The 26,792-nt window shown below is 71.7% G+C and carries 26 protein-coding genes; 11 read left to right on the top strand and 15 right to left on the bottom strand.

Features of this window, described 5'->3' with window-relative positions:
- On the bottom strand, positions 1-1,170 hold the full coding sequence (locus AB0M29_RS29615) for an extracellular solute-binding protein (RefSeq protein ID WP_365388097.1): 1,170 nt from the start codon (positions 1,168-1,170) through the stop codon (positions 1-3).
- 453 nt (positions 1,171-1,623) lie between these two features.
- Positions 1,624-2,391 carry a G1 family glutamic endopeptidase gene (locus AB0M29_RS29610; protein ID WP_365388095.1) on the bottom strand — a complete coding sequence of 256 codons (768 nt, stop codon included), beginning with the start codon at positions 2,389-2,391 and terminating at the stop codon, positions 1,624-1,626.
- Between the two features lie 377 nt (positions 2,392-2,768).
- Between AB0M29_RS29610 and AB0M29_RS29605 the strand changes: the two genes are divergently transcribed.
- Positions 2,769-3,701 carry a glycosyl hydrolase family 18 protein gene (locus AB0M29_RS29605; RefSeq protein WP_365388093.1) on the top strand — a complete coding sequence of 311 codons (933 nt, stop codon included), beginning with the start codon at positions 2,769-2,771 and terminating at the stop codon, positions 3,699-3,701.
- 49 nt (positions 3,702-3,750) lie between these two features.
- Here AB0M29_RS29605 and AB0M29_RS29600 read toward each other — a convergent pair whose 3' ends face one another.
- The 4 genes from AB0M29_RS29600 to AB0M29_RS29585 form a co-directional block, all read right to left on the bottom strand.
- On the bottom strand, positions 3,751-5,439 hold the full coding sequence (locus AB0M29_RS29600) for an MFS transporter (protein WP_365388092.1): 1,689 nt from the start codon (positions 5,437-5,439) through the stop codon (positions 3,751-3,753).
- Positions 5,440-5,521: 82 nt separating this feature from the next.
- Positions 5,522-5,803 carry a hypothetical protein gene (locus tag AB0M29_RS29595; RefSeq protein ID WP_365388091.1) on the bottom strand — a complete coding sequence of 94 codons (282 nt, stop codon included), beginning with the start codon at positions 5,801-5,803 and terminating at the stop codon, positions 5,522-5,524.
- A gap of 123 nt (positions 5,804-5,926) precedes the next feature.
- Complete coding sequence (locus AB0M29_RS29590; RefSeq protein WP_365388089.1) at positions 5,927-6,634, bottom strand: class F sortase; 708 nt, start codon at positions 6,632-6,634, stop codon at positions 5,927-5,929.
- Positions 6,635-6,778: 144 nt separating this feature from the next.
- On the bottom strand, positions 6,779-7,363 hold the full coding sequence (locus AB0M29_RS29585) for a hypothetical protein (RefSeq protein WP_365388088.1): 585 nt from the start codon (positions 7,361-7,363) through the stop codon (positions 6,779-6,781).
- A 707-nt stretch (positions 7,364-8,070) separates the two neighbouring features.
- Between AB0M29_RS29585 and AB0M29_RS29580 the strand changes: the two genes are divergently transcribed.
- Positions 8,071-9,228 (top strand): multicopper oxidase domain-containing protein, encoded by a 1,158-nt coding sequence (locus AB0M29_RS29580; RefSeq protein ID WP_365388085.1) that lies wholly within the window; start codon positions 8,071-8,073, stop codon positions 9,226-9,228.
- A gap of 79 nt (positions 9,229-9,307) precedes the next feature.
- Here the strand turns inward: AB0M29_RS29580 and AB0M29_RS29575 are convergent, their stop codons facing one another.
- Entirely contained in the window at positions 9,308-10,933 is a 1,626-nt protein-coding gene (locus AB0M29_RS29575; protein WP_365388083.1) for an FAD-dependent monooxygenase, read from the bottom strand.
- Positions 10,934-11,262: 329 nt separating this feature from the next.
- On the opposite strand from AB0M29_RS29575, the gene AB0M29_RS29570 reads away from it, so the two are divergent.
- The 7 genes from AB0M29_RS29570 (at position 11,263) to AB0M29_RS29540 (ending at position 16,869) form a co-directional block, all read left to right on the top strand.
- A complete protein-coding gene (locus tag AB0M29_RS29570) occupies positions 11,263-12,537 on the top strand; it encodes a SchA/CurD-like domain-containing protein (RefSeq protein ID WP_365388082.1) in 1,275 nt (424 codons plus the stop codon).
- A 58-nt stretch (positions 12,538-12,595) separates the two neighbouring features.
- The gene (locus AB0M29_RS29565) at positions 12,596-13,030 is read left to right on the top strand and encodes a cupin domain-containing protein (protein WP_365388080.1); all 435 of its coding nucleotides are present in this window, start codon (positions 12,596-12,598) and stop codon (positions 13,028-13,030) included.
- Positions 13,027-14,295, top strand: coding sequence for a beta-ketoacyl-[acyl-carrier-protein] synthase family protein (locus tag AB0M29_RS29560; protein ID WP_365388078.1), 1,269 nt, complete (start codon positions 13,027-13,029; stop codon positions 14,293-14,295). The genes AB0M29_RS29565 and AB0M29_RS29560 overlap by 4 nt, the downstream gene beginning before the upstream one ends.
- Positions 14,292-15,593, top strand: a complete 1,302-nt coding sequence (locus AB0M29_RS29555) for a beta-ketoacyl synthase N-terminal-like domain-containing protein (RefSeq protein ID WP_365388076.1) — start codon at positions 14,292-14,294, stop codon at positions 15,591-15,593. Before AB0M29_RS29560 ends, AB0M29_RS29555 begins: the two co-directional genes overlap by 4 nt.
- Positions 15,594-15,692: 99 nt before the next feature.
- Positions 15,693-15,956, top strand: coding sequence for an acyl carrier protein (locus AB0M29_RS29550; RefSeq protein ID WP_365388074.1), 264 nt, complete (start codon positions 15,693-15,695; stop codon positions 15,954-15,956).
- 1 nt (position 15,957) lies between these two features.
- Positions 15,958-16,440, top strand: coding sequence for an SRPBCC family protein (locus tag AB0M29_RS29545; RefSeq protein ID WP_365388072.1), 483 nt, complete (start codon positions 15,958-15,960; stop codon positions 16,438-16,440).
- Positions 16,441-16,536: 96 nt separating this feature from the next.
- Positions 16,537-16,869, top strand: a complete 333-nt coding sequence (locus AB0M29_RS29540; protein ID WP_365388070.1) for a TcmI family type II polyketide cyclase — start codon at positions 16,537-16,539, stop codon at positions 16,867-16,869.
- 89 nt (positions 16,870-16,958) lie between these two features.
- Here the strand turns inward: AB0M29_RS29540 and AB0M29_RS29535 are convergent, their stop codons facing one another.
- Together AB0M29_RS29535 and AB0M29_RS29530 are read right to left on the bottom strand one after the other, a co-directional pair.
- Positions 16,959-18,032, bottom strand: a complete 1,074-nt coding sequence (locus AB0M29_RS29535; RefSeq protein ID WP_365388068.1) for a methyltransferase — start codon at positions 18,030-18,032, stop codon at positions 16,959-16,961.
- Between the two features lie 78 nt (positions 18,033-18,110).
- Positions 18,111-19,193, bottom strand: coding sequence for a right-handed parallel beta-helix repeat-containing protein (locus tag AB0M29_RS29530; RefSeq protein WP_365388066.1), 1,083 nt, complete (start codon positions 19,191-19,193; stop codon positions 18,111-18,113).
- A gap of 273 nt (positions 19,194-19,466) precedes the next feature.
- On the opposite strand from AB0M29_RS29530, the gene AB0M29_RS29525 reads away from it, so the two are divergent.
- Positions 19,467-19,982: a hypothetical protein gene (locus AB0M29_RS29525; protein ID WP_365388064.1), complete on the top strand. Its 516-nt coding sequence runs from the start codon at positions 19,467-19,469 to the stop codon at positions 19,980-19,982.
- Positions 19,983-21,432: 1,450 nt separating this feature from the next.
- Here the strand turns inward: AB0M29_RS29525 and AB0M29_RS29520 are convergent.
- Entirely contained in the window at positions 21,433-22,266 is an 834-nt protein-coding gene (locus AB0M29_RS29520; protein ID WP_365388062.1) for a GH25 family lysozyme, read from the bottom strand.
- 10 nt (positions 22,267-22,276) lie between these two features.
- Complete coding sequence (locus tag AB0M29_RS29515; RefSeq protein ID WP_365388059.1) at positions 22,277-22,918, bottom strand: GNAT family protein; 642 nt, start codon at positions 22,916-22,918, stop codon at positions 22,277-22,279.
- 168 nt (positions 22,919-23,086) lie between these two features.
- On the opposite strand from AB0M29_RS29515, the gene AB0M29_RS29510 reads away from it, so the two are divergent.
- Positions 23,087-23,962, top strand: a complete 876-nt coding sequence (locus tag AB0M29_RS29510; protein WP_365388057.1) for a cytochrome P450 — start codon at positions 23,087-23,089, stop codon at positions 23,960-23,962.
- Between the two features lie 57 nt (positions 23,963-24,019).
- Here the strand turns inward: AB0M29_RS29510 and AB0M29_RS29505 are convergent, their stop codons facing one another.
- The 4 genes from AB0M29_RS29505 to AB0M29_RS29490 all read right to left on the bottom strand — a co-directional run bounded on the left by AB0M29_RS29505 (position 24,020) and on the right by AB0M29_RS29490 (position 26,753).
- Complete coding sequence (locus AB0M29_RS29505) at positions 24,020-24,886, bottom strand: hypothetical protein (protein ID WP_365388054.1); 867 nt, start codon at positions 24,884-24,886, stop codon at positions 24,020-24,022.
- Positions 24,883-25,410 (bottom strand): SigE family RNA polymerase sigma factor, encoded by a 528-nt coding sequence (locus tag AB0M29_RS29500; protein WP_365388052.1) that lies wholly within the window; start codon positions 25,408-25,410, stop codon positions 24,883-24,885. Before AB0M29_RS29500 ends, AB0M29_RS29505 begins: the two co-directional genes overlap by 4 nt.
- A gap of 114 nt (positions 25,411-25,524) precedes the next feature.
- Entirely contained in the window at positions 25,525-26,421 is an 897-nt protein-coding gene (ppk2, locus tag AB0M29_RS29495) for a polyphosphate kinase 2 (protein WP_365388139.1), read from the bottom strand.
- A gap of 101 nt (positions 26,422-26,522) precedes the next feature.
- A complete protein-coding gene (locus tag AB0M29_RS29490) occupies positions 26,523-26,753 on the bottom strand; it encodes a hypothetical protein (protein ID WP_365388050.1) in 231 nt (76 codons plus the stop codon).
- Between the last annotated feature and the right edge of the window lie 39 nt (positions 26,754-26,792).

The raw sequence follows: 26,792 nt of genomic DNA, 5'->3' as shown, positions 1-26,792 counted from the left end.
CTAACCGCCGCTGCCGCTCCCGGAGTCGGCCGCGGTCGCGGACCGCTCCAGGTTGCCCAGGATCCTCGCCGGGTCACCGTGCACGGCCTGTCCTATGGCCTTCTTCCAGTCCTGGCTGACCTCGCCCCAGGACGTCTTGTTGACCGGCGGGAATGCCGCTTCGGCCAGCAGGCTCATGAATGGCACGAGATCGTGGTAGGCGGGGTTGGTGCGTATCACGTCGGCCACGTCGGCGGTCACCGGCAGCAGTTTGTATTGCTCCTGGAACTTGAGCATGTTGGACTCGCTGTAGACGTACTGCAGGAATTTCGCGTCGGCGTCAAGGTTGCCCTTCTGCTTGAACGCCATCATCCAGTCGGCATTTCCGAGTGTCTGCGCGCTGGGCTCGGTCCTGCCGGGAAGCGGGGCGACACCCACGTCGATTCCCGCGGCTTTGGCCCGGGGCAGCAGGGTGAGGTGACCGTTGAGCATCGCCGCGCGTCCGGACAGGAAGTCGCCGAAGGCATCGCTGACGCTTGTCGTGGCGGGGTCCTTGGGCCCGACCAGCCCGGCGTCGACGAGGTTGTTCTTCAGCCAGTTGAACGCGGAGATGTTGCGTGCCGAGTCGAGGGTGTAGGCCCCGACCATGTTGGTGTATCCGCCGCCGTTGCCGAGCATCCACATCATGGACTCGGCTTCCGCCTCCTGCGGCCCGAGCGGGAGGGCGATCGGCACCTTGACGCCGTCGGCCTTCAGCTTCACGGCGTCGCGCTTGACGTCGTCCCATGTCTGCGGCGCGTTGTGGATCCCGGCGTGGGCGAAGAGCTTCTTGTTGTAGAAGAACATCCGGGTCGAGGCGACCCACGGGATGCCGTAGTGCACCCGGTTGACCGAGCCCGCCTCCGCCAGCGAGGGGATGAACTCCGACTGCTGGCTGATCGGGAAGAGTTCGTCCGCGGTGTACAGCTGGTCCTTGTCGGCGAAGGCGCTGTACGAGTCGAGCTGCGCGATGTCGGGCGCGTCGCCGTCCTTGACCTGCTCGGCGACCTGGGCGTCCGCCTGGCCGATCGGGATCAGTTGCACCTCGACCTTGATGTGGGGGTTGCGCCGCTCGAAGGCGGTCGTGAGGTCGCCCCACATCTTCTGCATCGGGCTGCCGGTCTTGAGGCCACTGTAGTCAGTGGCGATCATGTGGAGGGTGACGTCCCCATCGCCGGACCCGGAGAGACTGCCGCAACCACCGAGGGTGGTCGACACCAGAGCGACCGGGATACCCGTCGCCCATAACCTGAAATGACGTCGCCGCCGCACCTTTTGTGCCCCCGTCTTCAACTATTTAACGTCCTACGCAAGAACGCCGAGTTTTCCGTACACCTTCCCCCACGGTCAACACCACAGGTGATATGGCGTCAGAAGCACATACGGAATCCCCCTATCGTCTCCCTTGAGTCCCATCACGGCATTTGGGGGCGGTGTCGGCACGCGCGCCGCGAGGGAGCGGAGTCCCTATGGTGGCCGTACGAACCGCGCGGGGGGCGAACAGCTGATTACCCGGCGGTTGACGAGGAGTGACAGGACAGACGAGTGGGGTGCCGGGCCGCCTGAGCGCGGCACGGCACCCCACGGGGAAGGGCGGCGGTCAGGTCAGCTGTGGATCCAGGTGACGCTGAAGCTGCTGCCGCCCGACAGGGCCGAGGTGGTCGCCTTGGTGGTGCTACCCGAGGCCATGTTGATCTTGTCGGGGCCGTAGTTGCCGATCGGCTGGCCGTTCGCGCTCGCGCTGGTGAAGGACGCGGTGCTGAAGTGGGCCAGCGGCAGGACGCCGGAGGAGCTGGACGGCGCCTCGGCGATGATCTCGGCCGACGCGAGCGAGGCGTTGCGCAGCGTCTTCTTCGTGGTCTTCGTCCAGCCCTTGGTCGTGTTGGTCAGCGTCAGGGTGAACGAGCCGCTGCCGTTGGTGGAGACCGTGGAGGTGAAGTGGTCGCCGGGGCTGACGGAGTTGGAGTAGTTCACCGGGTAGGCCGGGTACATCTCGTACCACGAGTAGTACTGCGCGTGGCCGCCGGAGCAGTCCGCCTCGGTGCCGGTCTGCTCCACGGAGTTGCTGCCGTCGCCGTCGAGCCCGATCCAGAAGGACGAGTACGAGGTGGCGCTGGTGCAGGTGACCGACGGCTGCGTCCAGCTCGCCGAGACACTGGTGAACTGCGTGCCCGTGGCCGCGTATCCCGCCCAGTTGGAGCTGGTGCTGTGGGATATCCGGCTGCCGTCCGGGCCGACCAGGCGGTGGCTGCCCATCGGGGTCAGGCGCAGGGCGGGGTGGGTCGCGGCGGCCGCCGAGGGCGCGGTCGCGAGCGCGGACAGGACTGCGGCCGCCACGGCGGATACGGCGGTGATGCGGACTGTTGCCGACATGCTGCTCCTTCTCGCGGGTCTCGCGGTGCGGGGGTAACCGGCGGGCACGGGTGGGGTGCGTGCGCCGACGGTGAACAGATGATTGTCAGTGTGCAGACAACACCTGGAAACGATTACCCCGGGTGCACAAATGGTCGGCAAAAGAAGCACCAAGTCCGGCACTGGGCTGTCCGATTGAGCAACGCACACGCCAATTGCCCGGAACGGCAACGGCCTTACGGATAGGGCGGAAGCGTCCCCCGAGGGGCGGCGCCGGACCGGGAAACGGTCGGGAGCGAAGTATTGACAGTGGGCGGACGAGAAGGCCACGATCCTCGGCAATGCAGTTAGGAAAGTTTCCTAACCACCTCCCCCACACTCGAATCTGAGGGGTCTTCATGGGCAAGTCCTTCACCCGTACCGCGCTCGCCACCGCCGCCGTCGTCTCCCCCGCACTGGCACTGGTCGCCGGAAGCCTGCCCGCGAGCGCCGCGACGTCCTTCCCCGCCCAGTACGCCGCGCCCTACCTCCAGATCGACAGCAGCACCGCCAAGGACATGGCCGCGGACCAGAAGGCGAGCGGGCTGAAGTACTACACCCTGGCGTTCCTCACCTCGAAGTCCGGCTGCACCCTGCAGTGGGAGGACGGCGGCGACTCGGTGGGCGCCTTCACCTCGCAGATCAACGCGCTGAAGTCGGCCGGCGGCAACGTGATCATCTCCTTCGGCGGCGCCGAGAGCACGGAGCTGGCGCAGTCGTGCACCTCGGTCTCCAGCCTGACCGCCGCGTACAAGAAGGTCGTCACCACCTATGGCGTCACCCGGCTCGACTTCGACATCGAAGGCGGCCCGCTGGACGACACCACCTCGAACAAGCGCCGCGACCAGGCCCTCGCGGCGCTGCAGGCCGCCAACCCGTCGGTCCAGATCGACTTCACCCTCCCGGTGGACCCGACGGGCCTGGAGTCCAACGCCACCAAGCTGCTCAAGGACGCCAAGTCCGCGGGGGTGAAGGTCAACCTGGTCAACATCATGACCATGGACTTCGGCGACGGCGAGAACGCCCTCGCGGACGCCGAGTCGGGCGCCAAGGCCACCGAGAAGCAGCTCGCCGGGATCTACGGCGGCACCGCCGCGCAGAACTGGGGCCGCCTCGGCCTGACCCCGATCGCCGGCCGCAACGACGACAACGAGAACTTCACCCAGTCCAACGCCACCACCCTGGAGAAGTTCGCCGCCACCAACGGCGTGCAGGAACTCGCCTTCTGGGAGGTCGACGGGTACGACAAGGGCACCGGCTACGCCTACTCCAAGATCTTCAACAAGATCTGACGGCCGCACGGCCGGACGACCACCGGGGACCGCGGCGAGGGGTCAGCGGTCACCCGGGGGTGGAGGGGCCGTCCTGGGCGGGCGGAACAGGCGGCGTAGGCGGTTCCGGCCCCCAGGGCGGCGCACCGGCACCCGCGGCACGACTGGTGGGACCGGTGGCGCCCGCCCGCTCGTCCGCCCCGGCGGACCCGCCCGCCCCGCCCCGTGCCGCCTCGCCGCTCTCCTCCGGTTCGGCCTGCAGCCCCGGCCGCAGGCCGATCTTCGCCACGATCGCCGCGACCGCCATGATCCCGGCCATCACGTAGAAGACCGTACGGGTGGCGTAGGCGAAGTCGAGGCGGATGTACGCGGGGATGGTGCCGCCGCTCGCGGACTGCGAGTGCGACTGGGAGATCTGCGCGGCCTGGGTCGACGCCTGGCCGGGCGGGACGCCGCGGGAGATCAGCGACGACCTGATCCGGGAGTTGAACTCGGAGACCGAGATGGTGCCGAGGATGGCCAGGCCCAGGCTGGCGGCGTAGTTCCGTACCGTCTGGGTGATACCGGTGGCCTCGCCGTAGGACAGCCGGGAGGCCCGGCTGACCGCGTCGGTGCTGGCCGGGGTGAGCATCATGCCCATTCCGGCGCCGGCCAGGATGATGTACCAGACCTGGGAGTTCAGATCGAGGTCGGTGACCTTGCCCGCCAGCAGGAAGAAGCCGACGGCGCACACGATGCAGCCAATGACCACCGGGCGCTTGGCCCCGCCCTTGTCGAGCATCCGGCCGCCCATCTGGGCGGCGATGATGAAGCCGATGAAGAAGTAGAGCAGGTACAGGCCCGCCGCCTGGGCCGACTTCCCCAGGGCGATCTGGGCGTACTCGCTGACGAAGAAGAAGACCGGGATGAACACCAGCATGCTGATCCCGAGCACCAGGTTCTCCACCAGGAACGCCCTGTTGCGGAAGATCCGGACCTGGATCAGCGGCGACTGGGTGCGCAGCTCGACGAACCAGAAGACGACCAGCAGCAGCACCCCGGCGGCGATGCACAGCCCGATGCCGGGGTTGTGCCAGCCCCAGATCTGCGACTGCTGGAAGCCGAAGACGCTGAGCGTGACGCCCGCGGCGATCAGGACGACGCCGCGGTAGTCCATTCGGGCGGGCCGGTGTTCCGTGACCGGCTTGGACAGGGCGGTCAGCACCAGCGCGATGACCGCGACCGGGATGTTCACCCAGAAGATGGCCCGCCAGGTCCATTCGGTGAGGTAGCCGCCGAGTACCGGGCCGACGGCGGTCAGGCCGCCCGCGATGCCGAAGAAGAGCGCCAGGGCCTTGCCGCGCTCGCGCAGCGCGAAGGTGTGCACCACGATGCCGAGGGCGGCGGGGAACAGCATCGCGCCGCCCACGCCCTGGACGGCCCGGAACAGCACGATCCAGGTCTGCGCCAGCCCGCCCTTCGGGGTGAGACCGCACATCGCCGACGCCCCGGCGAAGATCACCACCCCCATGACCACCACCTTGCGGTGTCCCACGGTGTCCGCCAGCCGGCCGCCGAAGGCGAAGAGCGCGGCGAGCGACAGCAGATAGGCGTTGACCGCCCACTGGACGCCGGTGTTGGTGAGCCCCAGCTCGCTCTGGATCTGCGGCACCGCGATGGAGACGATCGTCTGGTCGATGAAGGTCATCGCCACCGCGAAGATCATCGCGGCGAGTACGAGATTCCGTGAGCCCTTCGACGCCTTCACCGTGTCGTTCATGGCCGCTCCTTGCGTGGTGACCGACGGTCATACCTCGTCACCACGGTGGAACACGCGGAGCGTACGTGCCACCGGAGGGGCGCTAACGGGGCGGGGCGGGCTGCCAGTCGGGGGCGAGCTGGCACTTCATGTAGTGCGTCAGGGCCCAGCGCTCCCAGACGGAGGCGCGCACGCCGTCCGGGCCGGCCGCGAAGCGCGCGCACTCGTCGCAGCCGGGGCGCGGTTCGGGTTTGGCGTCGTGGTCGTCGAGGTGGTGCGTCGCCCAGCCGTAGAGGTAGGCACCGGGGTTGGGCGTGCCAGGATCGGTGAACCCCGCCTCCAGCCCGGCGCACCGGGCACAGTCGACCACCGTGAAACGGCTCATGGATCAGAGCATACGTTCCCCACTCCCGTCCGTGGGCGCACTCGCGCACCACACGACAGGGCGGGCACGGCGGGCCGGTTGCCGCCGGGGCGGCCGCCGCACCGGCGGCCGCCCCCCGCGGGACTACGCCTTGTGCGAGGAGTCGAGGTGCGCGAACACCACGGTGTTGGCGGTGTAGTCCTTCTTCTTGTGGTCGTACGAACCGCCGCAGGTGATGATGCGCAGCTCGGCGTCCCGGGTGGTGCCGTAGACGCGCTGGTCGGGGAAGGCGTCCTTGGCGAAGGTCTCGACGGAGTCGACCTTGAAGGCGGCGACCGTGCCGTCGTCACGGGTGATGTCCACGGTGCTGCCCGCCTTGAGCAGGCGCAGCAGGAAGAACACCGCGGGTCCGGTCTTGGTGTCGACGTGTCCGGCCACGATCGCGGTGCCGCGCTCCCCCGGGGTGGGGCCGGCCTGGTACCAGCCGGCGAGGTTGCTGTTGCTCTCCGGCGGCGGGTTCAGCTGGCCGGAGGCCGGGTCGAGGGCCAGCGGGGTGAAGGGGGCGTTCACGGCGATGGCGGGGATGGTGATCCGGGTGGGCTGGGCCGGGGGCAGCGCGAGGGAGGAGCGCGGCTCCGGGGTGACGCCGGGCTGCTCGGCGGGCGCGGCCGCCTGGATCCCGACGGCGGCACCGGGGAGCGCCGAGCCCGCGGAGGAGTCGACCGAGTTGTACATCACGAGGGCGCCGAGGAGTGCCGCGCCCGCCGCCCAGCGCAGCACGCGCGAGCGGGAGTCACCGCCGGGCGCGGCGTCTGCCGGGTGTTCGGTCCGCGACGGGTACTGCTGTGCCATGGGGCGTTGCCTTTCGGGGTGCTGAGGCAGGGCGGAGCCGGAGGCGTCCCGCGGGGCGGGGCGGTAAGCGCCGCGGCCACCGTCGGGGGTACCGACGGTGGCCGCGGCTGGACCACGAGGTCCGGTCCGACGTGGGACGTCGGGTCAGGCGGCCACGCCGGAGGCCGTGCTGCGGCGGCGCAGGACGTACGCGCCGGCGCCGAGGCCACCGAGGAGGAGCACCGAGCCGGCGGCCATGCCACCACCGGACAGCGCCATGCCGCCACCGCCGGTGTGCATGCCACCGTGCGGCTTCTTGCTCCAGCCACCCTCGCTCGCGGACGAGGAGGAGTCGTCCGAGCCCCAGCTGTTCTGCGAGGCGCTGTCACCGGCCTGGCCGGACTGGCCGGACTGCGAGGAGCCGTGGCTGCTCGGGTCGTAGGCGTTCAGCGCGCCCTGGCCGCCACCGACGAAGGCCGCCATGGCACCGCCACCGGTGTGCATGCCGCCGTGCGGGTGGTGGTGGTCGGCGGCCGACGGGTCGGCGGCGGTCGTCGAGGAGTCCCCGGTGGTCGAGGAGTCCGTGGTCGACGAGGAGCCGGTGGAGGACGACGAGGTGGAGTGCTGGCCCTGGCCGTGGCTGCTCGGGTCGTAGGCGTTGACGGCACCCGTGGCGTGGGCGACCGGGGCGGCGAAGGCGAGGACTGCGGTGAGACCTGCTCCGGCCAGAAGGGTGCGAGCGGTGCGCATGGAATGGTTCCTTCCGCCGCGATCTGCGTCGGCTGACAGGGCATCAGCCATACGAAACGCAGTAGCGACGTCATCACCGTCAGTCATTCCTGGCGGCGCTGCCACCGGAGAGCGCCGCCAGGGGGTGCCGGGGTGCGCCCTTCGGGTGGTGCGAAGCGTCGGCGATGTGACGAAGTCCCAGGTCGTGGCTGACGCCACGTCATTTCAGCGGATTTTCAGATTGCTGCTGCATCCGTGTCCACGGCGGCACGCCGCGCGCGGCGCTGGCGGAGGACGTCGCCCCGAAGGGGCGCGGGGAACTGCGCGACCAGCCGTCGACTGGCTGCACGTCACCACCGGCCCCAGAGGGGCAGATCGGTTGTTCTCGGACCACCGGCCGGTGGGGGCGGGCCGCGCAGTTCCCCGCGCCCCTTTCGGGGCACGTCCGGTGCCTGGCACCACGTCAGCGCAGCGCGCTTCCCCGCGCCCCTTCGGGGCACTCCGGTGCCTGGCACTACGTCAGCGCAGCGTCGGGCACACCGCCGACCGGGGGACTCTCCAGTGTGGTCATCATGGGATCGCCGCACGCTGCGCATAACCTCCCCAGGTGCGGGACGGCCCGTCACCGATCAGCCGTGCCGCGGGACGCCCCGACCGGGACGCCCCGACGGGGACGCGAGAGCGGGACGCGCAGCCGGCCCGCCGGCTCCCTCCTATGAGAGGACGCCATGCCATCGGACTCTGGACCTGACAATCGCCGCGCCGACGGCCGCCGGACACTGCTGCGGGCGCTGACCGGGGGCGGCGCGCTGGCGGCACTGACCGTCACCGGCGCCACGGACGCCGCCGCCGCTCCCCCGACGCACACCGCCGCCGTCGACCCCTTCAGCGCCGACCAGTTCCGGCCCAGCGGCCGGGTGCGCGAGTTCTGGATCCAGGCCGACTCGTTCACCCACAACGTGGCGCCGAACGCCTACGACGGCATGATGGGCAGCCATCTCACGGCCGCTACGACCACGTACGAGGCGATCGGCTACCGCGCCTACACCCCCAACTGGGGCCGGGTGCTCGACGCCGACCACGGTCCGCACGGCATCGGGGGCAACAGCGGCATCCCGGGCCCCGTGCTGCGCGCCGAGGTCGGGGACGTCGTCAAGGTGCACTTCCGCAACAACGACTCGCACTACAAGTGGCCGCACAGCATGCATCCGCACGGCGTCCGGTACGACCGGGCCAACGACGGCGCCTGGATGGCCGACGCGCCCGACACACCCGGATCCGCCATTCCGTACGGCGGCACGTACACCTACACCTGGCGGTGTACGCCCGGCTCGGTGGGCAGTTGGCCGTACCACGACCACTCGGCGCCGCAGCGCATCGCGAAGCCGGCGGCGGCGGCCAAGACGAGGGCGGGCGGGCCGCCGGCGGGCGCGGGCGGGGGCGGGGGCGGCGACGTGATGGAAATCGGCGCCCAGCTCGGCCTGTTCGGGATGCTCGCGATCACCGACGAGCAAACCCCGGTGGTGGACCGGGAGTTCGTGCTGTTCTTCCACGACGTGTCCGCGGCCGACGTGCCGTCGCTCAAGCACGATCTGGCACTGTGCAACGGCGGTTCGTTCGTCGACAACGCGCCGACCTTCACCGCGAGGACCGGCGACCGGGTGCGCTGGCGGGTCGCCACCCTGGGCGACGCGTTCCATGTCTTCCATGTGCACGGGCACCGCTGGTACAGCGGCGGGAGCTGGGTCGACTCGCAGGTCCTGGGGCCCGCCACGACGCTCACGGTCGAGTACACCGAGGACAACCCCGGCAGCTGGCTGTACCACTGCCATGTGACGGGCCACATGATGCACGGGATGGCGGGCCGGTACGTGGTCACCCGCTGACCACCCGCCCGGCAGACAGCGGGGCCGCGCGTCGTCGTGACGCGCGGCCCCGCGGGCGTTCAGCCGCCCTGGCGTACGGTCACGCCCGGCGCAGGACGTTCGCCAGCGTCTCCTCCAGGACGCGCTCGGGGGTGGGCTGCGCGGTCTGGGCCCGCCAGGCGATGAACCCGTCGGGGCGCACCAGCACCGCACCGTCGGTCGCCGCGCCGTGCAGCCCGGCCCAGTCGGCGCCTTCCTCGGGGGCCAGTTCGTGGGCGTCGTCGGGGCCGACCCGGTAGCAGGCCAGCGGGATGCCGGTGCGCTTGGCGACCCGCAGCCCCGCCTCGTGCCAGTCGTCGCCCTCGGGCCCGCTGAGCAGCACGGGCGTGCGCTCGTACAGGTCGAGCGTCGACATCCGCCGGCCGTCCCGGCGCAGCCACATGTGCGGTGCCCGGCCGCCGGTCTCCGCCGTGGGGCTGAAGTCCTGCGGGATGGCGGTGCGGTCGGTGGCGCCCACGACGGCGCCCTCGGGGTAGCGGTAGCCCAGCACGACGGCGAGCATCCCGGCCTGCCGCCCGGTGCCCGGGCTGACGTCGTATCCCGGGTGGCTGTGCTCGGCGGAACGGGCCGAGGCGCGCACGCCGGTGGCCGTCGCCACCGGGCGCCGCTCGGCGTCGTACGTCGCCAGCAGCCCCTGGCCCGCCCAGCCGCGCAGCACGGCGGCCAGCTTCCAGGCCAGGTTGTGCGCGTCCTGGATGCCGGTGTTGGAGCCGAAGGCGCCGGTCGGCGACATCTCGTGCGCCGAGTCGCCCGCCAGGAAGATCCGGCCCTCGCCGTAGCGCTCTGCCACCCGTTCCGCGGCGTGCCAGGGCGCCTTGCCCGTCACCTCCACCTCCAGGTCGGGCACGCCGGTCGCGGTGCGGATGAGCGACGCGCAGCGCTCGTCGGTGAAGTCCTCCAGCGTCTCGCCGCTGTCGGGGCGCCAGGGCGCGTGGAAGACCCATTCCTCGGCGTTGTCGACGGGCAGCAGGGCGCCCGGGCTCTGCGGGTTCGTCAGGTAGCAGACGATGAACCGCCGGTCGCCGACGGCGTCGGCCAGCCGCTTGGCGCGGAAGGTGATGCTCACGTTGTGGAAGAGGTCGCCGGCGCCGGTCATGCCGATGCCCAGGCGCTCGCGCACGGGGCTGCGCGGCCCGTCGGCGGCGACCAGGTAGTCGGCCCGCACGGTACGGGTCAGCCCGGTCTCCCGGTTCTTGATCACCGCGGTGACCCCGTCGGCGTCCTGCTCCGCGGAGAGCAGTTCGGTGCCGAAGCGGATGTCGCCGCCGAGGTCGCGGGCGGAACGCAGCAGCACCGGCTCCAGGTCGTTCTGGCTGCACAGGCACCAGCCGGCCGGGCTGAAGCGGGCCAGCGCGCCGCCCGGGTCGATCTTCCGGAACAGCCATTCCTGGTCGGCGCCGGTGAGGGTGTCGGCCTGCAGGATGCCGTGGTTCTCGGCCAGCACCGAGGCGGCCTCACGGATCAGCGGCTCCACGCCCGCGGTGCGGAAGAGCTCCATCGTGCGGACGTTGTTGCCGCGCCCACGCGGGTGGTGCGAGGTACGCGCGTGCCGTTCCACCAGCAGGTGCTCGATGCCGAGGCGGCCCAGGAAGAGCGAGGTGGACAGGCCCACCAGGGAGCCGCCGACGATCAGGACCGGTACGCGCTCGTCGATTTTCGACGTCATGTGGTTCTCCAGACGAGGTGTGTCCAGACGGGTGTACGGATGTGGGCACGTCACGGGCTCGCGACGGCGATTTCCGACTGCGTTCCTCCATTCCCTGCCAGGGGGTGTGTTGAGCGGTCCTTCACTCGCCCGCCTCACGCGCCGTGCGGCATTTGTCCCATCACGTGAACATCGGGTGTGGGCGGCATCGCCATCCGCATATGCGGCCGGTGCGGCCCGCGGCGGCCGACACGGGCAATGGCGCCCCAGGCCGAGCCGCCAACGGCCCGCGCGCCGCGGGGCGGACCCCCGGGTTGCACCCGCACCCGCATCTGAGAGGAACGAACTCCGTGACGACTCTGGATCACCGGCAGACTCCGGACCCCACCCTTGAGACCACCCGCCTGCGGGTCGTGCTGCTGCTGGACGTCCTCGACGGCAAGCAGGAGCGCTTCCTGGAGGCGTACGAGCAGATCCGCCACCAGGTGGCCGACGTGCCCGGACACATCAGCGACCAGCTCTGCCAGTCGCTGGGGAACTCGTCGCAGTGGCTCATCACCAGCGAGTGGGAGGACAGCGAGCCGTTCCTGGCCTGGGTGGAGAGCGCGGCGCACCGCAAGATGGTCGAACCGCTGCACGGCTGCGTACGCGACACGACCTCGCTGCGGTTCGTGATCGCCCGTGAGACGCCGGACCCCGCGAGGGGCGAGCCGAGCAAGGACTGGCGCCGCGGTGGTCCCGAGGCGATGGCGGCCCGGATCAGGGCGGCCGTGCCGATGACCGGGGGCACCGATCCGCTGCCCACGCCGCCGCTGTGCAGCGGCGGGGTGGTCCGCCACGCGATCACCTTCACCGTCAAGCCGGGCAGCGAGAAGAAGGTGGCGGACATCCTGTCCCGCTACAAGTCGCCGCAGGCGCGGGTCGACGACACCACGCAGCTGCGCCGCACCTCGCTGTTCATGCACGGCAACCGCGTGGTGCGGGCCGTCGAGGTGACGGGCGACCTGGGCAACGCGCTGCGGCACGTCGCCGCGCAGCCCGAGATCAGGGCTGTGGAGGAGGAGATCAACCCGTACCTGGAGGAGGACCGCGACCTCAGCGACGGATCGTCGGCGCGCGCCTTCTTCGCCCGCGCGGCGCTCCCGGCCGTCGAGCACACCACGGGCAAGCCCTCCCGGGAGGCGGCCGACGGCGTCACCCGCCGCGCCTTCCACTACGCGGTCAAGCCCGGCTGCGGCGCCGCGGCGGCGAAGATGCTGGCCGAGCTGGACAAGGCGGCGGTGGCCGACCCCGAGCAGCCCCTGGTGGGCAGCACCGTCTTCCACCGCGACGACGTCCTGGTGCGGGTCGCGGACCTGCGCGAGCAGGGCGCCGGCAAGGCGCGCAAGGCGTCCGGCGCGGCCGCGAAGGCCGCCCCCAAGGCGGGCGCGGCCAAGGCCGGCAAGGCGGGCAAGGCGGCCGGCGCGAAGGCGGCCACCCCGGCGAAGGCCGTCAAGGCCGCCGAGGAGCTGCGCAAGCTGCTCGACCCCGCGTCGATGGACGCCCCGGCCGACCTGCTGGCGGACCCGGCGTTCGGCGGCCGGCCGATGAACCTGCTCACCGACCGCAGTTCACAGGACGCCTGACCCCCCATCCCTCCCCCGTCCGGCCCCGTGACCGGACGTCACCGACGAAGGAGCGGCCATGACCACGCAGCAGGCACGCGTCGTGCACCTCGACGACACCAGTCCCAACCGGCGGCGCGGCGGTGACCTGCGCGCCGTGCTCACCCCGACGTCCGTGGGCGCCACCAGCGGTTTCATGGGGCTCGCCATCATCGAGCCGGGCGACCGCATCGCCGAGCACTACCACCCGTACTCCGAGGAGTTCGTCTACGTCGTCGCCGGTCAGCTCGAAGTCGACCTGGATGGCGTAAGCCACCCGCTGCGGGTCGACCAGGGGCTGATGATCCCCGTGGACGTACGCCACCGCTTCCGCAACGTGGGCAGCACGCAGGCCCGCATGGTCTTCCATCTGGGGCCGCTCGCGCCCCGGCCGGAGCTGGGCCACGTGGACACCGAGGAGACGGCGCACAACGCACCGGCGGCGCCCCCCGACCCCGCGGGGGCGAGGGCGTGACCCGGCGGGTGGTGGTCACCGGACTGGGCGTGGTCGCCCCCGGCGGCATAGGTGTGCCGGCCTTCTGGGACCTGCTCACCGCCGGAAGGACCGCGACCCGGGGCATCACGCTGTTCGACCCGGAGGGCTTCCGCTCCCGGATCGCGGCGGAGTGCGACTTCGATCCTGCGACCCACGGCATCGACGCCGCGCAGGCCCGACGCGCCGACCGGTATGTGCAGTTCGCGCTGACCGCCGCCCGCGAGGCGGTCAGGGACGCCGGACTGGACATGGGCGAGCTGGATCCCTGGCGGGTCGGCGCCTCCCTGGGGTCCGCCGTCGGCGGCACCACCAGGCTCGAACACGACTATGTGGCGGTCAGCGCCTCCGGCAGCCGCTGGGACGTGACGGCCGAGGGCGCGGGGCCGCATCTGCACCGCGCCTTCTCCCCCAGCGCGCTGGCGTCGGAGGTCGCCGAGGACATCGGCGCGCAGGGGCCGGTGCAGACGATCTCCACCGGCTGCACCTCCGGTCTCGACGCGGTCGGCCACGCCTTCCACGCCATCCAGGAAGGCGCGGCGGACGTCATCGTCGCCGGGGCGGCGGAGTCGCCGATCTCCCCGATCACGGTGGCCTGCTTCGACGCGATCAAGGCCACCTCGACCCGCAACGACGACCCGGCGCACGCCTCCCGCCCGTTCGACGCCGACCGGGACGGGTTCGTCCTGGGCGAGGGCGCCGCGGTGCTGCTCCTGGAGGAGCTGGAGCACGCACGACGCCGCGGCGCCACCATCCACTGCGAGATGCGCGGGTTCGCCACGCTCGGCAACGCGTACCACATGACCGGGCTGACCACGGAGGGCCTGGAGATGTCGGAGGCGATCGACCGGGCGCTGGCCCAGGCCCGGATCGACCGCACCGAGATCGACTACGTCAACGCCCACGGCTCCGGCACCAAGCAGAACGACCGGCACGAGACGGCGGCCGTCAAACGGTCGCTGGGCGCACACGCGCACAAGGTGCCGATGAGCTCGATCAAGTCGATGGTCGGCCACTCGCTGGGCGCCATCGGAGCGATCGAACTCGCCGCCTGCGCACTGGCGCTGACCCACGGCGTGGTGCCGCCGACGGCGAACTACGACACGCCCGACCCGAACTGCGACCTCGACTACGTGCCGCGTACGGCGCGCCCGGCCGAGCTGCGGTCCGTGCTGTCGGTCGGGAGCGGATTCGGCGGCTTCCAGTCCGCCGTGGTGCTCGCGCACGCCGAGAGGAGCGCGTCATGAACGGACAACGGCCGCATGACGAGCGGCAGCAGGAGCAGGAGCCCCGGCGCGGACAGCGGCCCGGTGATCGCCGTGTCGTGGTGACGGGGCTGGGCGTCATCGCTCCGAACGGAGTGGGGACGGAGCCCTTCTGGAAGGCCGTGCAGCAGGGCGTCTCGGTGCTCGGCCCGGTCACCAGGAAGGGCTGCACCGAACTGCCGCTGCGGGTGGCCGGAGAGGTGGGAGACGCGTTCGACCCGGCCGGTCTGGTCGAGAGCCGCTATCTCGTCCAGACCGACCGGTTCACGCACTTCGCCATGGCGGCGGCCGATCTCGCGCTCACCGACGCGCAGTTGGCGACCGACCCGCAGTCGCCGTACGCCATCGGCGTGGTGACGGCGGCCGGTTCGGGCGGCGGCGAGTTCGGGCAGGGCGAGCTCCAGCAACTCTGGGGCAAGGGACCGCACTTCGTCGGCCCGTACCAGTCCATCGCCTGGTTCTACGCCGCCAGCACCGGCCAGATCTCCATCCGCGGCGGCTTCCAGGGCCCCTGCGGTGTGGTCGCCAACGACGAGGCGGGCGGTCTCGACGCCTTCGGCCAGGCCTGCCGGACGGTACGGGGCGGCACCGACGCGGTCGTCGTCGGCGCCACCGAGGCACCCCTCGCCCCGTACTCGGTGGTCTGCCAGCTCGGCTACCCCGAGCTGAGCCTGGCGACCGACCCGCACCGGGCCTATCTGCCGTTCACCGACGACGCGTGCGGCTTCTCCCCCGCGGAGGGCGGCGCGATGTTCGTGGTGGAGGAGGAGAGCGCGGCGCGCCGGCGTGGCGCGACGGTGCGGGCGGTGGTCGCGGGACATGCCGCGACCTTCACCGGGACCTCGGGCTGGGCGCGTTCCCGGCAGGGTCTGGCGCGGGCCATCCAGGGCGCGCTGGCCCAGGCGGGCTGCTCCCCCGCGGAGGTGGACGTGGTGTTCGCCGACGCGCTCGGCATCCCCGAGGCGGACCAGGCCGAGGCGCTGGCGATCGCCGACGCGCTCGGCCCGCACGCCGCCAAGGTGCCGGTGACCGCGCCCAAGACCGGCTTCGGCCGGGCCTACTCCGGCGCCTCGGCGCTGGACGCGGCCGCGGCCGTACTCGCTCTCGAGCACGGTGTGGTGCCGCCCACGCCCAACATCACCGAGGTACGCCACGACCTCGACCTCGTCACCGGTGAGGCGCGCACCGTTCCGCTGCGCACCGCCCTGGTGCTCAGCCGCGGACTGATGGGCTGCAACTCGGCCCTGGTCCTGCGCCGCGGCGAGGGCGACCGGCGCTGACCGGCACCGACCGGCGGCCGCCCGGCCGCCGGTCCCGCCGCGCGCGGCCGCACCTCGGCGGCGCGGCGCAAGCGATCCCGCAGTGAAGGAGAGACACCCATGAACGGACCCGTCACCTTCGACGAACTCGCCGCCCTGATGAAGGGCCGCGCCGGACTGGCCGTCGAGCCGTCGGAGATGGAGAACCGGCCGGAGGTCACCTTCGAGGAGTTCAACCTCGACTCCCTCGGCCTGCTCGGCATCGTCTCCGAGCTGGAGAACCGCTACGGGCGGCAGATCGGCAACGAGGCGGAGTCGTGCAAGACCCCGCACGCCTTCCTCACCACCGTCAACGAGCAGCTGCAACTCATCCCTGGAGCCTGACATGACCGGACACACCGACAACCAGATCGTCATCGCCGCCCCGCTGGACCTCACCTGGGAGCTGACCAACGACCTCGAGCGCTGGCCGACGCTCTTCAGCGAGTACGCCTCCGTCGAGGTGATGGAGCGGCAGGGCGACAAGGTCACCTTCCGGCTGACCATGCACCCGGACGAGAACGGCACGGTCTGGAGCTGGGTCTCGGAGCGTACGACCGACCGCCCCTCGCGCACCGTCACCGCCCGCCGGGTGGAGACCGGTCCCTTCGCGCACATGGACATCCGCTGGGAGTACCGCGAGGTGCGCGGCGGCACGTCGATGCGCTGGGTGCAGGACTTCGCGATGAAGCCGAGCGCGCCGGTCGACGACGCCGGGATGACCGACCACATCAACCGCAACTCGCTGATCCAGATGGAGCGGATCCGCGAGCAGGTCGAGGCGCGCGCCCGCGAGACGGGTCAGACGGTCGAGGCCCCCGTCCACTGACCACCGCCTCGCCCCACGGGCGGCCGGGCGTCTCCACGCGCCGGCCGCCCGTCCCCGTCCTCCCCCCACGAGAGTTCAGAGATAAGGACGTCTCCCATGCACCGCACGCTCATCGTCGCCCGGATGAGGCCCGACTCCGCGCCCGACATCGCCGACACCTTCGCCGCCTCCGACCGCGGGGAGCTGCCGCGGCTCATCGGGGTCACCGGCCGCAGCCTGTTCCAGTTCGGCGACATCTACCTGCATCTGATCGAGGCCGAGCGGCCGCCCGGCCCCGAGGTCGCCCGGCACACCAGCCACCCGGACTTCGTCGACGTCAGCGAGCGGCTGTCGGCGCACATCCAGGCGTACGACCCGGACACCTGGCGTGAGCCGAAGGACGCGATGGCCCGCGAGTTCTACCGCTGGGAGCGCGACGCCGCCCGCTGACGCGCCAGCAGGCACCAGGTACCACGACGAAGCGCCGGGCCCCTCGCACAGGGCCCGGCGCTTCGTCGTGCGCGGTCGGCGTCCAGGGCCTATCCGGTGACGACGGCCTCGAAGGCGTGCAGGTACGGGTTGACGGGGCGGATCTCACCGACGGCGAGCCCGGCCTCGGTCATCAGGTGCACCATGCTGTCCTTGGAGTGCTTCTGGCCGCCGACGTTGAGCAGCAGGAGCAGGTCCATGGCCGTGGTGAACCGCATCGACGGGCTGTCGTCGATCAGGTTCTCGATCACCAGCACCCGGGCGCCGGGGCGGGCGGCCGCGACGACGTTGCGCAGCGTGGCGCGGGTGCTCTCGTCGTCCCACTCCAGGATGTTCTTGATGATGTAGAGGTCCGCCTCGACGGGGATCTCCCGGCGGCAGTCGCCGGGCAGGAGCCGGACGCGGGAGGCCAGCGGGCCGCCGTCGCGCAGCCGCGGGTCGGCGTTGGCGACCACCATGGGGAGGTCGAGCAGGGTGCCCCGCAGGTCCGGGTGCCGCTCCAGCAGGCTGGCGATCACCAGCCCCTGGCCGCCGCCGATGTCCGCGACGGTCTGCACCCCGTCCAGGTCGACGTACTCGGCGAAGTCCTCCGCGGACTGCCTGCTGGACGAGGTCATCGCCCGGTCGAACACCTCGGCGGACTCCCCCGCCTCAGTGTGCAGGTAGTCGAAGAACGTCTTGTCGTACAGGTCGGCGAAGACGTCCTTGCCGGACCTGACGGCGTCGTCGAGCCGCGGCCAGGCCTGCCAGGTCCACGGCTCGGTGCACCACAGGGCGATGTAGCGCAGGCTGTTCGGCGTGTCCTCGCGCAGCATCCGCGACATCTCGGTGTGGGCGAAGCAGCCGTCCTCCGTCTCGGTGAACAGGCCGTAGCAGGCCAGCGCCCGCAGCAGGCGGCGCAGCGGGTTCGGCTGGACGCCGATTTCCGCGGCGAGCTGCTCGGCCGTCAGGGGGGTGTCGCCGAGGGCGTCGGCCACTCTCAGCCGGGCGGCAGCCCGGACGGCCGCGGCGCACGCGGCCCCGAACACCAGCTCCCTGAGCCGCATCGCGGCGTGCGGGGAGGTGGTGACGGGGGCGGCGCCGGGCGGTGGCGTGGCGGGGGTGGTGGTCGGTGCGGTGGTCATGGGGCGGCCTCTCTCCTGGGGGCGTGGGGGCCGGAGGTGGTGTGGGGTGTCGGTGCCGCGGCGGGGACGGCCGCGGGGTCAGCAGCGACCGGTGGGCACCGAGACCTGGCAGTTGTTGCCGGTGAAGGTGTTGCCGGGGCCGAGGTCGCGGTCGGCCAGGTCGGCGGGGCCGTTGCGCATGGCCGTGTTGTTCTCGATGGTGTTGCCGGAGTTGAGGCCGCCGGTGAAGCTGCGGAACAGCACGATGCCGCCGGACAGCGGCGAGGTGCCGACGTTGTCGGTGATCTCGTTCCCGGTCACGACGGTCTTCTCCACGCCGGTCAGGACGATGCCGGTGCCCTGGATGACCGGCAGCCTGCTGGTGGCCGCGCAGAACTTGTTGTTGGCCGCGATCTCGTTGTCGCTGACCGTCAGGTCGCCGCCGCGCGGCACTCCCTCGTCGCCGACGACGAACACACCGCCGCAGTTGCCCGTCATGGTGTTGTCGCTGACGGTCAGGTCCCTGACCCGCCGCGTCACGACGCCGATCCGGTTGCCGGACACGGTGTTGCCGCTGATGACGGTGGATTCGGTGTCGAGGGCGCCGCCCTCGGTGTCGATCACGTTGGCCACGAAGATCCCGGCCTCGGCGTTGTCCGTGGCCTGGTTCCGCACCAGCCTGCCCTGGACGGACTTCTCCTGGCTGATCCCGTAGCGGCCGGAGTTCTGGACCACCACGTGCCGTACGGTCATGGCCTGTGTCTCGGAGCCGGCGATGCCGTCGGTGGTGGCGCCCTTGACGGTGAGCGACTCGATGTCGACCCCGGCGACGGGGTGGCCCGCCGTCCCGGTCACGCAGACGCCGTCACCGGCGCAGGCCGTGGCGGTGCCGGAGTCGGGTCCGGTCGCCGTGGTGGTCACCGCGGGGGGTGCGATGACCGTCCGGGGGCCGCTGCCGCGCAGCGTCAGGTTCGCGGTGCTGATCCGCACGCTCTCCTGGTACGTGCCCGGCAGGACGAGAACGGTGTCGCCCGGACGGGCGGCGTCGACCGCCTTCTGGATCGACTGCCCTTCCATGACGACGTGCACTCCGACCGCGTGCGCCGACGGCGCCGTGCACAAACCCGCGGCGGCGATGCCGACCGCGATCCCCGCGAGCTGCTGAATCCTTCGCGTGGCCATGGGCCATACCCACCTTCCTGGACGATCCACACGAAGCAACGCCGTGCTCGGCGGCGGATCTGATGGATGTTCGAGGGCGTTGGCGTGCCCCGCGCGCAGGCGCGGGGCACGTGCCCGCCAGCTCGAAGCTAAGAGCGCGGGGCACCCCCCGCCACTCATGGGCGACCGCCCGGATGACCCCGGGTCCGCGCCGGGTTCCCGGGGCCGCGGGGCTACTGAAGGATGAGTATCCGCACTCATGCCCGACGGCCGTCGCACGGCCAGCATGTGCGCATGAGAACTCGTGCGATCTTGTTAGTGTCCGCCGCCGTGCTGGTGGTGGCGGCGCCGATGGCGGTGTGGGGCTTGATGGGCCAGGACGACTACCAGGGTCTGCCGCCGTCCGAGCTGGACTACGCCGTCAGGCCGCCGGGCGTCCCCGCGCACCTCGCCCTGCCGATCGGCCTGGTCGGGCTGGCGCTGGCGGCGGCCGCCGGGACGGTGCTGGTGCGCGGCGCGCTGCGGGGGGCGTTCGACCCGCGCTGGTGGCAGGTGCTTGCTCCGCTGGTGGCGACGGGGGTGATCAGCGCCTGGTGCTGGCGGGTGATGACCGCGGGCGTGGTCGGCGCCAACATCGGCGCCGGGATCGCCGTCGCGCTGGGCACACCGGTCGTCTTCACCCTGCTGGTGTGCGCGGTGGTCCGAACGGTCGCGCTGCTGCGGCGCCGCGACGGGCGCGACGGCGGTCACGGTGGGCGCGGGATGCGCCCCGGGCCGGTGCCCGGCGGCGCGCTGGGGTCGGAGGGCTGAACGCGGGCACGCCGGTACCGCCCGGGCACGCCGACGGAGTCCGGCGTGCACCGGACTCGGACAGGTACCGGCCGCGCGCCCGGTCAGGCGACGGCGGAGGGGAACCAGATGAGCGGGAACCAGATGGACGTGGTGGCGATGTCCTGCGGCTGGGCGGCCCGTCCGTTGCCGGGGGGAGGAGAGGCCATGGTGAACTCCTGGCTGGGTGGTGGAGAGGTCGGGTGTGCCGTGGCGAAAAACGCTGCGTCGGGGCGGAGTCGGGGTGGCGGTGGATGGATATTTTGCTGTACGGAGCACCGCGGGTACGGCGCACCTAAGACGAGAATAGTACGAAGCCGGGTACCTTCACCCGGCCCTCCGCATGCCTGTTGACCAGCACTTCGGGACAGCACGCCCTTCTCGACCGGACGTTCGTTCCCCTCTGTCCCGTGCGTCCCGCAACTCCCCTTCCGTACCTTCGCGTTGGGCCTTGCGCGCGGCCGGAAGCGCCGTTCGACCGCACCCGCGTGGCCTGGGAATCCCTTGATCCGTTCCGGCTGCCCGGGAAAAGGGCTCCGGCACCCCGCCAGGGTGACAAAGTCCGCCAAGATACTGCATGATGGCTGAGTTCTCCTGCACACGTGTGCGGGGCCTCCTACCAACGGCCCCTCGTCGCGGGGTTGCAGGAGGCAGACCCCAACGGGGGTCGTCGCTCCTGGGGAGGAGTGATTTCCATCCGCCGCATCGGGCGTCAGTCCACGCGGCGGGATACGCCCGGCACGACACGCGGGCGGAGCAAGCGGGTTCTGAGCTACCCGCCTGGTGGTGGAAGACCGGACGGGGGCCGACGACCCGGGGCGGCGGCCGGGTGCAAACCCGAACCGACCGCCCACTCCCGTCTCCGGGTCACCGCATGAGAGCGCCGCGTTCATGACAACGATGTCTTCCTGAGGACATGCTGACGGGGGTGCTGCCAGGCCCAGCAGCACCCCCGCGCACCGCTGCGCCGTCCTCCCGCACGCGGGAGAACGCCACGGCGACCCGGCCCGCGGGTATTCGGGGGACCCCGGATCGGGAGTTCAGGTTCGGATCGGGTGGTGTTCCCGGGGTCTGCCCCTCAGCAGAAGACGGCGGTCACGCAAGGCATCCCCCCTCAGTTCGCCCCGCGGACCGCCGGCCCCCGTCGAGAGCCCGCAAGCCGCCCCTCCCGGCCGGGAGCTCAGTCCCGGCCACGGCACAGCAGACCCTCAGGTGACGGCCGCCGGCCCCGCACCGGCACGTCCGTACCGGTGGGCTCACCCGTAACCGGCGGCGTGCCACGTACCCCGTGATCGAGCCGGGGGCCGCGGTGTCACCCCGCCCCCGTGTGCGATCACACAACGATCTTCCCCGCTCCGCCGCGCTCTGCCTACGAACCCGTAGGTACGTACTTGGAATCGAACACGCGCGGCCGCCGGTGCCGGGCCCCGGGTCAGACGTTCGGAACCTTCAGGGCGTCCCAGGACTCCTTGCCGGGCGGCCACTTCAGGGCCGGGCCCGACCAGCCCTTGTGGTGCTCGGTGCTGTACTTGCGCTGCCATGCCTCGTACGAGGCGATGTCCCCGGAGCCGATCACGTCCTTGTTCGCACTGCTCGTGTAGTGGTCGCAGCCGACGGCGACGAGGCGGTCGTGCATCGCGGCGACGATCGGCGAGCGGCGGCCGACGGTGAACCAGGCCGCACCGGGGAAGGGCTCGTACGTGGCAGGGGGCACGCTGACGCCCGCCCACTTCTGCAGCGCCGCCTTGCTGGCGAAGTTGCCCACGTCCAGGTCGAGTCCGCCCGACTCCCCGTACTGGTGGAAGGTCCAGGCGTGTTCGACCCGGGGGTGTCCCGCGGCGGCCTCGGGGTCGGCGATCCACAGGCCGTCGCCGCAGTACGACGAGGTGTCGCGGTTGAGCCAGAAGTCGCGGTTGCAGTAGAGGATCACCCGGTGGCCGTGCGCGGCGCCGCGCACATGGGTGATCCAGGCGTCCTTCTCGGCGCTGGAGACGGCGGTGTCCTCCCAGTCGAGGACGAGGATGTCGCCGGTCCTGGCCGCCGCGTGGCTGAGGAAGTAGTCGGCCTGGGCGGTCATCGAGCCCGACCTGGCGAAGTGGTAGTGCCCGACGACCAGGCCGTGCGCCCGGCCGGTGGCCACTTGGGCGGTGTGCCGGGGATTGACGTAGCTGGTGCCTTCGGTGGCCTTGACCATCACGAAGCTCCGGCCCGCGGTGGCGTAGTCGGTGCTCTGGTAGCTGGCCACATCGATGCCGCTGACGGTCATGGTGGTCCTCTCACTCGGTGTCACTGACGGGATCGGGGGCGGGGTGGGGGGCGGGGTCCGCGGCGGACCCGCTGTCGGAGTCGGTGTCGGAGTCGGTCCTGTCTGCCGTGTCGGTCGTGTCGGTCTTGTCGGCCTTCAGGAAGTCGTCGCGGAGCACGCTGTAGTGGACGACGTCGCGCCACCGCCCGTCGCGGTACGCATAGCTGCGCAGTACCCCCTCGCGGGTCAGCCCGCACTTCTCCAGGGCGCGTTGTTCCGCGATGTTGCCGGTCTCGGTGCCCGCCTCTATCCGCACCACGGGCGTGTGTGCGAACAGATAGCGCAGCAGCAGCCGTTGGGCCTCGGTGCCGACCCCGCGGCCACGGCCCTCCGGCAGCAGCTGCACACCGATGTTCCAGCAGTACGACACCCGCGACGTCGGGACCTTGCGCCAGGCCACGAAACCCAGCCGGTCGAGCCCCGTGACCACCATCAACTGGCCGCCGTCGTCACCGAGCAGGCCGTTCTCCGCCCATCGCCGCCGCCAGCGCGCCGGATCCTGCCAGCCCTGCCACTGAAAGGGGCCGGTCGCCTGAGGGTCGGTCAGAAAGCGTTCGAGCACCGGCAGATCGTCCTCGAACACGGCGCGCAGCTTCACCTGTTGGTCGCTCATCCGGCCACCCTAGGCGCTGGCGGCCGCGAGACTCCGGCGGGATCCCTGACGGCCGGGGCGGGTTCCGGGGCGAGTTCCGGTGCGCGCCTGGCACGGCGCCGTCGAGTTCGGCGCGTCGGCACGACACTTCGGCCGGGACCGAAGCGTGGCAGCCGTAGCGTTCAGGGCATGACCGCTTCCGCGCACACGTTCCACCGCTACGCCGATGTCGAGGCCGCGCTGGCCGACCCGCACCTCGTCCCGGCACCCGCCGAGGACGGGCCGCCGGGGACCACGGCGTGGCTGCGGGCCCGCGTCGCCCGGTTCAGCTCGGGTGCGGCGCACGCCCGCCGACGCGCCCTGGTGGAGGCGGAGTTGGCCCGGCTGGATCCGGTGGCGCTGCGCCGCGCCGCCGCCGAATCGGACCCCGGTGCCGCCGGGGCGGACCCCAGGCTGCGTGCGGTCCGCGCCCTCGCGGAGGGCATCGGCCTCGCGGAACCCGACGCCGTGGCGGCGGCCGTCGCCACCGTGGCCAGGGCGTACTTCGGCACCGATGACCCGGCGACGCGCGCGAGCGCCGACGCGGCGGTGGCCTGGCTGCTGCCCCGGGTGCTGGACCCGGCGCAGGCACCGGAGGCCCAGGGTGAGGCCGCCGCCAACCGCATCGGGCTGCTCGTCCAGGCGTGCGACGCGACGGGCGCGCTCGTCGAGCACGCCGAGAAGGCCGCCGCGGAGCCGGTCCAGGCGGCGGCTCTGCTCGCCGAGACACTGCGGCACGACCCGCCCGTACGGACGATGCGCCGGGTCGCGGCCCGGGCGACGCGGGTCGCGGGCGTGGACATCGCCGAGGGCGATCTGGTGCTCCTCGACATCGCGGCGGCCAACCGGGACCCGGAGGTCTTCAGCGCGCCCGACGCCTTCGACCCGCAGCGGTCCGCTCCCCCGGCCCTCACCTTCGGCGCCGCACCCCGTGTCTGCCCCGGCCGCGCCCACGCGCTCGCCCTCGCCGCCGGGCTGCTGGAGTCGTCGAAAGGCTCCCGGGCCCGGCGGCAAGGGGCGAACTGACCGCCCGGAACGCCTGTCTCACCGCCCACTGACCGCCAAATACGCGGCCGTGAGGCCCTAGAAGTGCATCCCCGCACGGAAGGACCGGGCGTCCTTGACCATCACCTTGCCGCCGGCGCCGTAGACCGTCACCACTCCGGTGAGGCCGTGCTGGGCCCGGATGGCGAACCAGCGGTAGGTCGAGTCGCCGACCCGGACCAGGGGCACGTCGTGTGACGTGCCGTCGGACCAGCGCACGGTGACGCGCCCGACGTCGTCGGCGGCCGTGCCGACCAGCATCCGGATCTCCTGGCCGCGGCTCTCCGGGCCGATGAACACACCGGACTCCTGCGAGCCCATGGAATAGGGATTGGTGGTGGTGTGCTGCCCGGGCAGGCCCGCGGGTTCGTAGCTCGGGTTGGGGTAGCGCGTGCCGTCGACGCTGCCGGAGAGCTGGAGGTGGTTCTGGTTCCAGTCCGACGGCACGTCCCTGGCCTCGATCGGCAGCCATCCGGCGGGGAAGTGCTCGTCGGCGGCGATGGCGCGCAGTTGGCGCAGGCTCTCGTCGGCGGTCCTCGGCGCGGGCCACAGCCGCCCCCACACCTCCCAGGTGTGCCCCTGGTTGTCGGTGCCCTTGCCGATGACGACCTTCCGCTGCGGTGTCATCGGGTCCGTCGCGGGCGTCGTCGCGGTCCGCCGGGGCAAGGGCGCGACGGCCGCGGGGCGGCCTGTGTCCTTCCCGCCGCCGGGGAGCGCGACCACGGTGCCCGCCACGACGGCCGCGACCGACAGAGCGGCGGCGCCGGCGAGTACCGCGCGGCGTCTGACCAGGCGCCGCCGCCCGCCCCGTACCAGGGCCTGGTAGGACGGCGGCGGGGGCAGCGGCTCCCGCTCGGCGAGTTGGGCCAGCAGCGCGCCGACAGCCGCGGTGTCGTCGTGGGTCATTCGGTGCCTCCGGTGTGGGTGAGTCCGTGCAGTGAGGGCGTGAGCCGGAGCCGCGCGATGCCGCGGGACGCCTGGCTCTTCACGGTGCCGACCGAGCACCCCATGGCCTGCGCCGCCTGGGTCTCGCTCAGGTCCTCCCAGTAGCGCAGCACGACGGCCTGCCGCTGGCGCTGCGGCAGCCCGGCCAGGGCGGCCAGCAGCGTGGTGCGCGTCTCCGCCCAGTCACCGCCGGCCCCGGCGGGCTCCCTCGGCTCCGGCACCTCGGTGACCAGTGCCTCGCGGTGTCCGCGCCGAAAGCGCCGCGTGTGCTCGTTGATCATGATCCGGCGGATGTACGCGTCCGGCTCCTCGGCCTGCTGGACGCGGTGCCACGCCACGTAGACGCGTTCGAACGTCTGCTGGAGCAGGTCCTCCGCGGCGTGCCGGTCGCCGCACAGCAGGAACGCGGTGCGGTACAGCTGCGGGCGCCGGCCGGAGGCGAAGCGTACGAACGCCTCGTCCCGGTCGGCAGGTCGGTCTCTCATCGGCTGCCTCCTCACCCCCTTGAGTCCGCGACAGCACGAAACCGTTGCACGGCGGCCCGGGCGGGGCTGCCGTACAACGGTTTCGTACGTGGCGATCGCTCAGGGCGGCAGCGGCTACCGCGACTCCCCCGGGTCACCGCCGGGCGCCGGGCGTCCGCCCAGGTCCTCGCCGGTCTCCAGGAGGTTGGCGGCGGCGCCGACCACGTTCGGGTCGGGGACGCCGACGACCTCGTGGTCCTTGTCGGCGTAGTCGAACCTGGCGAGCACGCTGCGCATCGCCTCGACGCGCGCCCGCTTCTTGTCGTTGCTCTTGACGACGGTCCACGGCGCGTACTCGGTGTCGGTCTCCTCGAACATGGCGACCTTGGCGGCGGTGTAGTCGTCCCACAGGTCGAGCGAGGCCAGGTCCATGGCGCTGAGCTTCCACTGCCGTACCGGGTCGACCTGACGGATCGTGAAGCGGGTGCGCTGCTCGTTGCGCGAGACGGAGAACCAGAACTTCACCAGGTCGATCCCGTCGTCGACGAGCATCCGCTCGAACGCCGGTGCCTGGCGCATGAAGCGCGTGTACTCGTCGTCGGCGCAGAAGCCCATCACGCGCTCCACGCCCGCCCGGTTGTACCAGGAACGGTCGAACAGCACGATCTCGCCTGCGGTCGGCAGATGGGCGGCGTAGCGCTGGAAGTACCACTGGCCGCTCTCGCGCTCGGTCGGCTTCTCCAGCGCCACGACGCGGGCGCCGCGCGGGTTGAGGTGCTCGATGAAGCGCTTGATGGTGCCGCCCTTGCCTGCCGCGTCACGGCCCTCGAAGACGATGACCAGGCGCTGCCCCGTCTCCTTCACCCAGCTCTGCAGCTTCAGCAGCTCGATCTGCTGGAGCCGCTTGTGCAGTTCGTACTCGGGCCGCTCCATCCGGGCGTCGTACGGGTAGTTCTCCCGCCAGGTGTCGACGACACTGCCGTCCGCCCGGATCAGCACCGGGTCGTCCTGGTCGGTGTAGTCCACCTTCATCCCCGCCAGGAGCGCGGAACCGTTCGTACTCGCGTTCACCGGTTGCCTCCAGCCGTCGGCGTCTTCTGGGTCGTCAGTGGTGGGTCGTCAGTGGTGAGTCGTCAGTGGAACTGGGGGATGATCAGGTACAGCCCGTAGCCGACCGCGCAGGCGCAGCCGACGAAGCACGCACCGGCGCCCGCGAGTTGCCCGGAACCGGTGCCGCCGGTCTCCCGTACGGTGTCGCGCCTGGCCAGCGCGAGCAGGCCGAGCGCGAAGACGACAACCACTCCGACCGTCGTCCCCAGGCTCACCGCAGCCACCTCGCCCAGCGCGTTCCAGTCCACGTCCATGTGTACCCCCTGCCAGTGTCGTTACGGCGTCTGTTCAGG

This window comes from Streptomyces sp. NPDC051976, from assembly GCF_040680795.1.
Lineage (GTDB): Bacteria > Actinomycetota > Actinomycetes > Streptomycetales > Streptomycetaceae > Actinacidiphila.
The sequence above is the reverse complement of the archived record's forward strand: the minus strand, read 5'-3'. Positions and strand labels throughout refer to the sequence as shown.

Excerpts from the sequence above, each read along its gene's own strand:
- AB0M29_RS29615 (WP_365388097.1), bottom strand. The coding sequence starts at position 1,170 with ATGATCGCCACTGACTACAGTGGCCTCAAGACCGGCAGCCCGATGCAG.
- AB0M29_RS29610 (WP_365388095.1), bottom strand. The coding sequence starts at position 2,391 with ATGTCGGCAACAGTCCGCATCACCGCCGTATCCGCCGTGGCGGCCGCA.
- AB0M29_RS29605 (WP_365388093.1), top strand. The coding sequence starts at position 2,769 with ATGGGCAAGTCCTTCACCCGTACCGCGCTCGCCACCGCCGCCGTCGTC.
- AB0M29_RS29600 (WP_365388092.1), bottom strand. The coding sequence starts at position 5,439 with ATGAACGACACGGTGAAGGCGTCGAAGGGCTCACGGAATCTCGTACTC.
- AB0M29_RS29595 (WP_365388091.1), bottom strand. The coding sequence starts at position 5,803 with ATGAGCCGTTTCACGGTGGTCGACTGTGCCCGGTGCGCCGGGCTGGAG.
- AB0M29_RS29590 (WP_365388089.1), bottom strand. The coding sequence starts at position 6,634 with ATGGCACAGCAGTACCCGTCGCGGACCGAACACCCGGCAGACGCCGCG.
- AB0M29_RS29585 (WP_365388088.1), bottom strand. The coding sequence starts at position 7,363 with ATGCGCACCGCTCGCACCCTTCTGGCCGGAGCAGGTCTCACCGCAGTC.
- AB0M29_RS29580 (WP_365388085.1), top strand. The coding sequence starts at position 8,071 with ATGCCATCGGACTCTGGACCTGACAATCGCCGCGCCGACGGCCGCCGG.
- AB0M29_RS29575 (WP_365388083.1), bottom strand. The coding sequence starts at position 10,933 with ATGACGTCGAAAATCGACGAGCGCGTACCGGTCCTGATCGTCGGCGGC.
- AB0M29_RS29565 (WP_365388080.1), top strand. The coding sequence starts at position 12,596 with ATGACCACGCAGCAGGCACGCGTCGTGCACCTCGACGACACCAGTCCC.
- AB0M29_RS29555 (WP_365388076.1), top strand. The coding sequence starts at position 14,292 with ATGAACGGACAACGGCCGCATGACGAGCGGCAGCAGGAGCAGGAGCCC.
- AB0M29_RS29550 (WP_365388074.1), top strand. The coding sequence starts at position 15,693 with ATGAACGGACCCGTCACCTTCGACGAACTCGCCGCCCTGATGAAGGGC.
- AB0M29_RS29545 (WP_365388072.1), top strand. The coding sequence starts at position 15,958 with ATGACCGGACACACCGACAACCAGATCGTCATCGCCGCCCCGCTGGAC.
- AB0M29_RS29540 (WP_365388070.1), top strand. The coding sequence starts at position 16,537 with ATGCACCGCACGCTCATCGTCGCCCGGATGAGGCCCGACTCCGCGCCC.
- AB0M29_RS29535 (WP_365388068.1), bottom strand. The coding sequence starts at position 18,032 with ATGACCACCGCACCGACCACCACCCCCGCCACGCCACCGCCCGGCGCC.
- AB0M29_RS29530 (WP_365388066.1), bottom strand. The coding sequence starts at position 19,193 with ATGGCCACGCGAAGGATTCAGCAGCTCGCGGGGATCGCGGTCGGCATC.
- AB0M29_RS29525 (WP_365388064.1), top strand. The coding sequence starts at position 19,467 with ATGAGAACTCGTGCGATCTTGTTAGTGTCCGCCGCCGTGCTGGTGGTG.
- AB0M29_RS29520 (WP_365388062.1), bottom strand. The coding sequence starts at position 22,266 with ATGACCGTCAGCGGCATCGATGTGGCCAGCTACCAGAGCACCGACTAC.
- AB0M29_RS29515 (WP_365388059.1), bottom strand. The coding sequence starts at position 22,918 with ATGAGCGACCAACAGGTGAAGCTGCGCGCCGTGTTCGAGGACGATCTG.
- AB0M29_RS29510 (WP_365388057.1), top strand. The coding sequence starts at position 23,087 with ATGACCGCTTCCGCGCACACGTTCCACCGCTACGCCGATGTCGAGGCC.
- AB0M29_RS29505 (WP_365388054.1), bottom strand. The coding sequence starts at position 24,886 with ATGACCCACGACGACACCGCGGCTGTCGGCGCGCTGCTGGCCCAACTC.
- AB0M29_RS29500 (WP_365388052.1), bottom strand. The coding sequence starts at position 25,410 with ATGAGAGACCGACCTGCCGACCGGGACGAGGCGTTCGTACGCTTCGCC.
- ppk2 (WP_365388139.1), bottom strand. The coding sequence starts at position 26,421 with ATGAAGGTGGACTACACCGACCAGGACGACCCGGTGCTGATCCGGGCG.
- AB0M29_RS29490 (WP_365388050.1), bottom strand. The coding sequence starts at position 26,753 with ATGGACGTGGACTGGAACGCGCTGGGCGAGGTGGCTGCGGTGAGCCTG.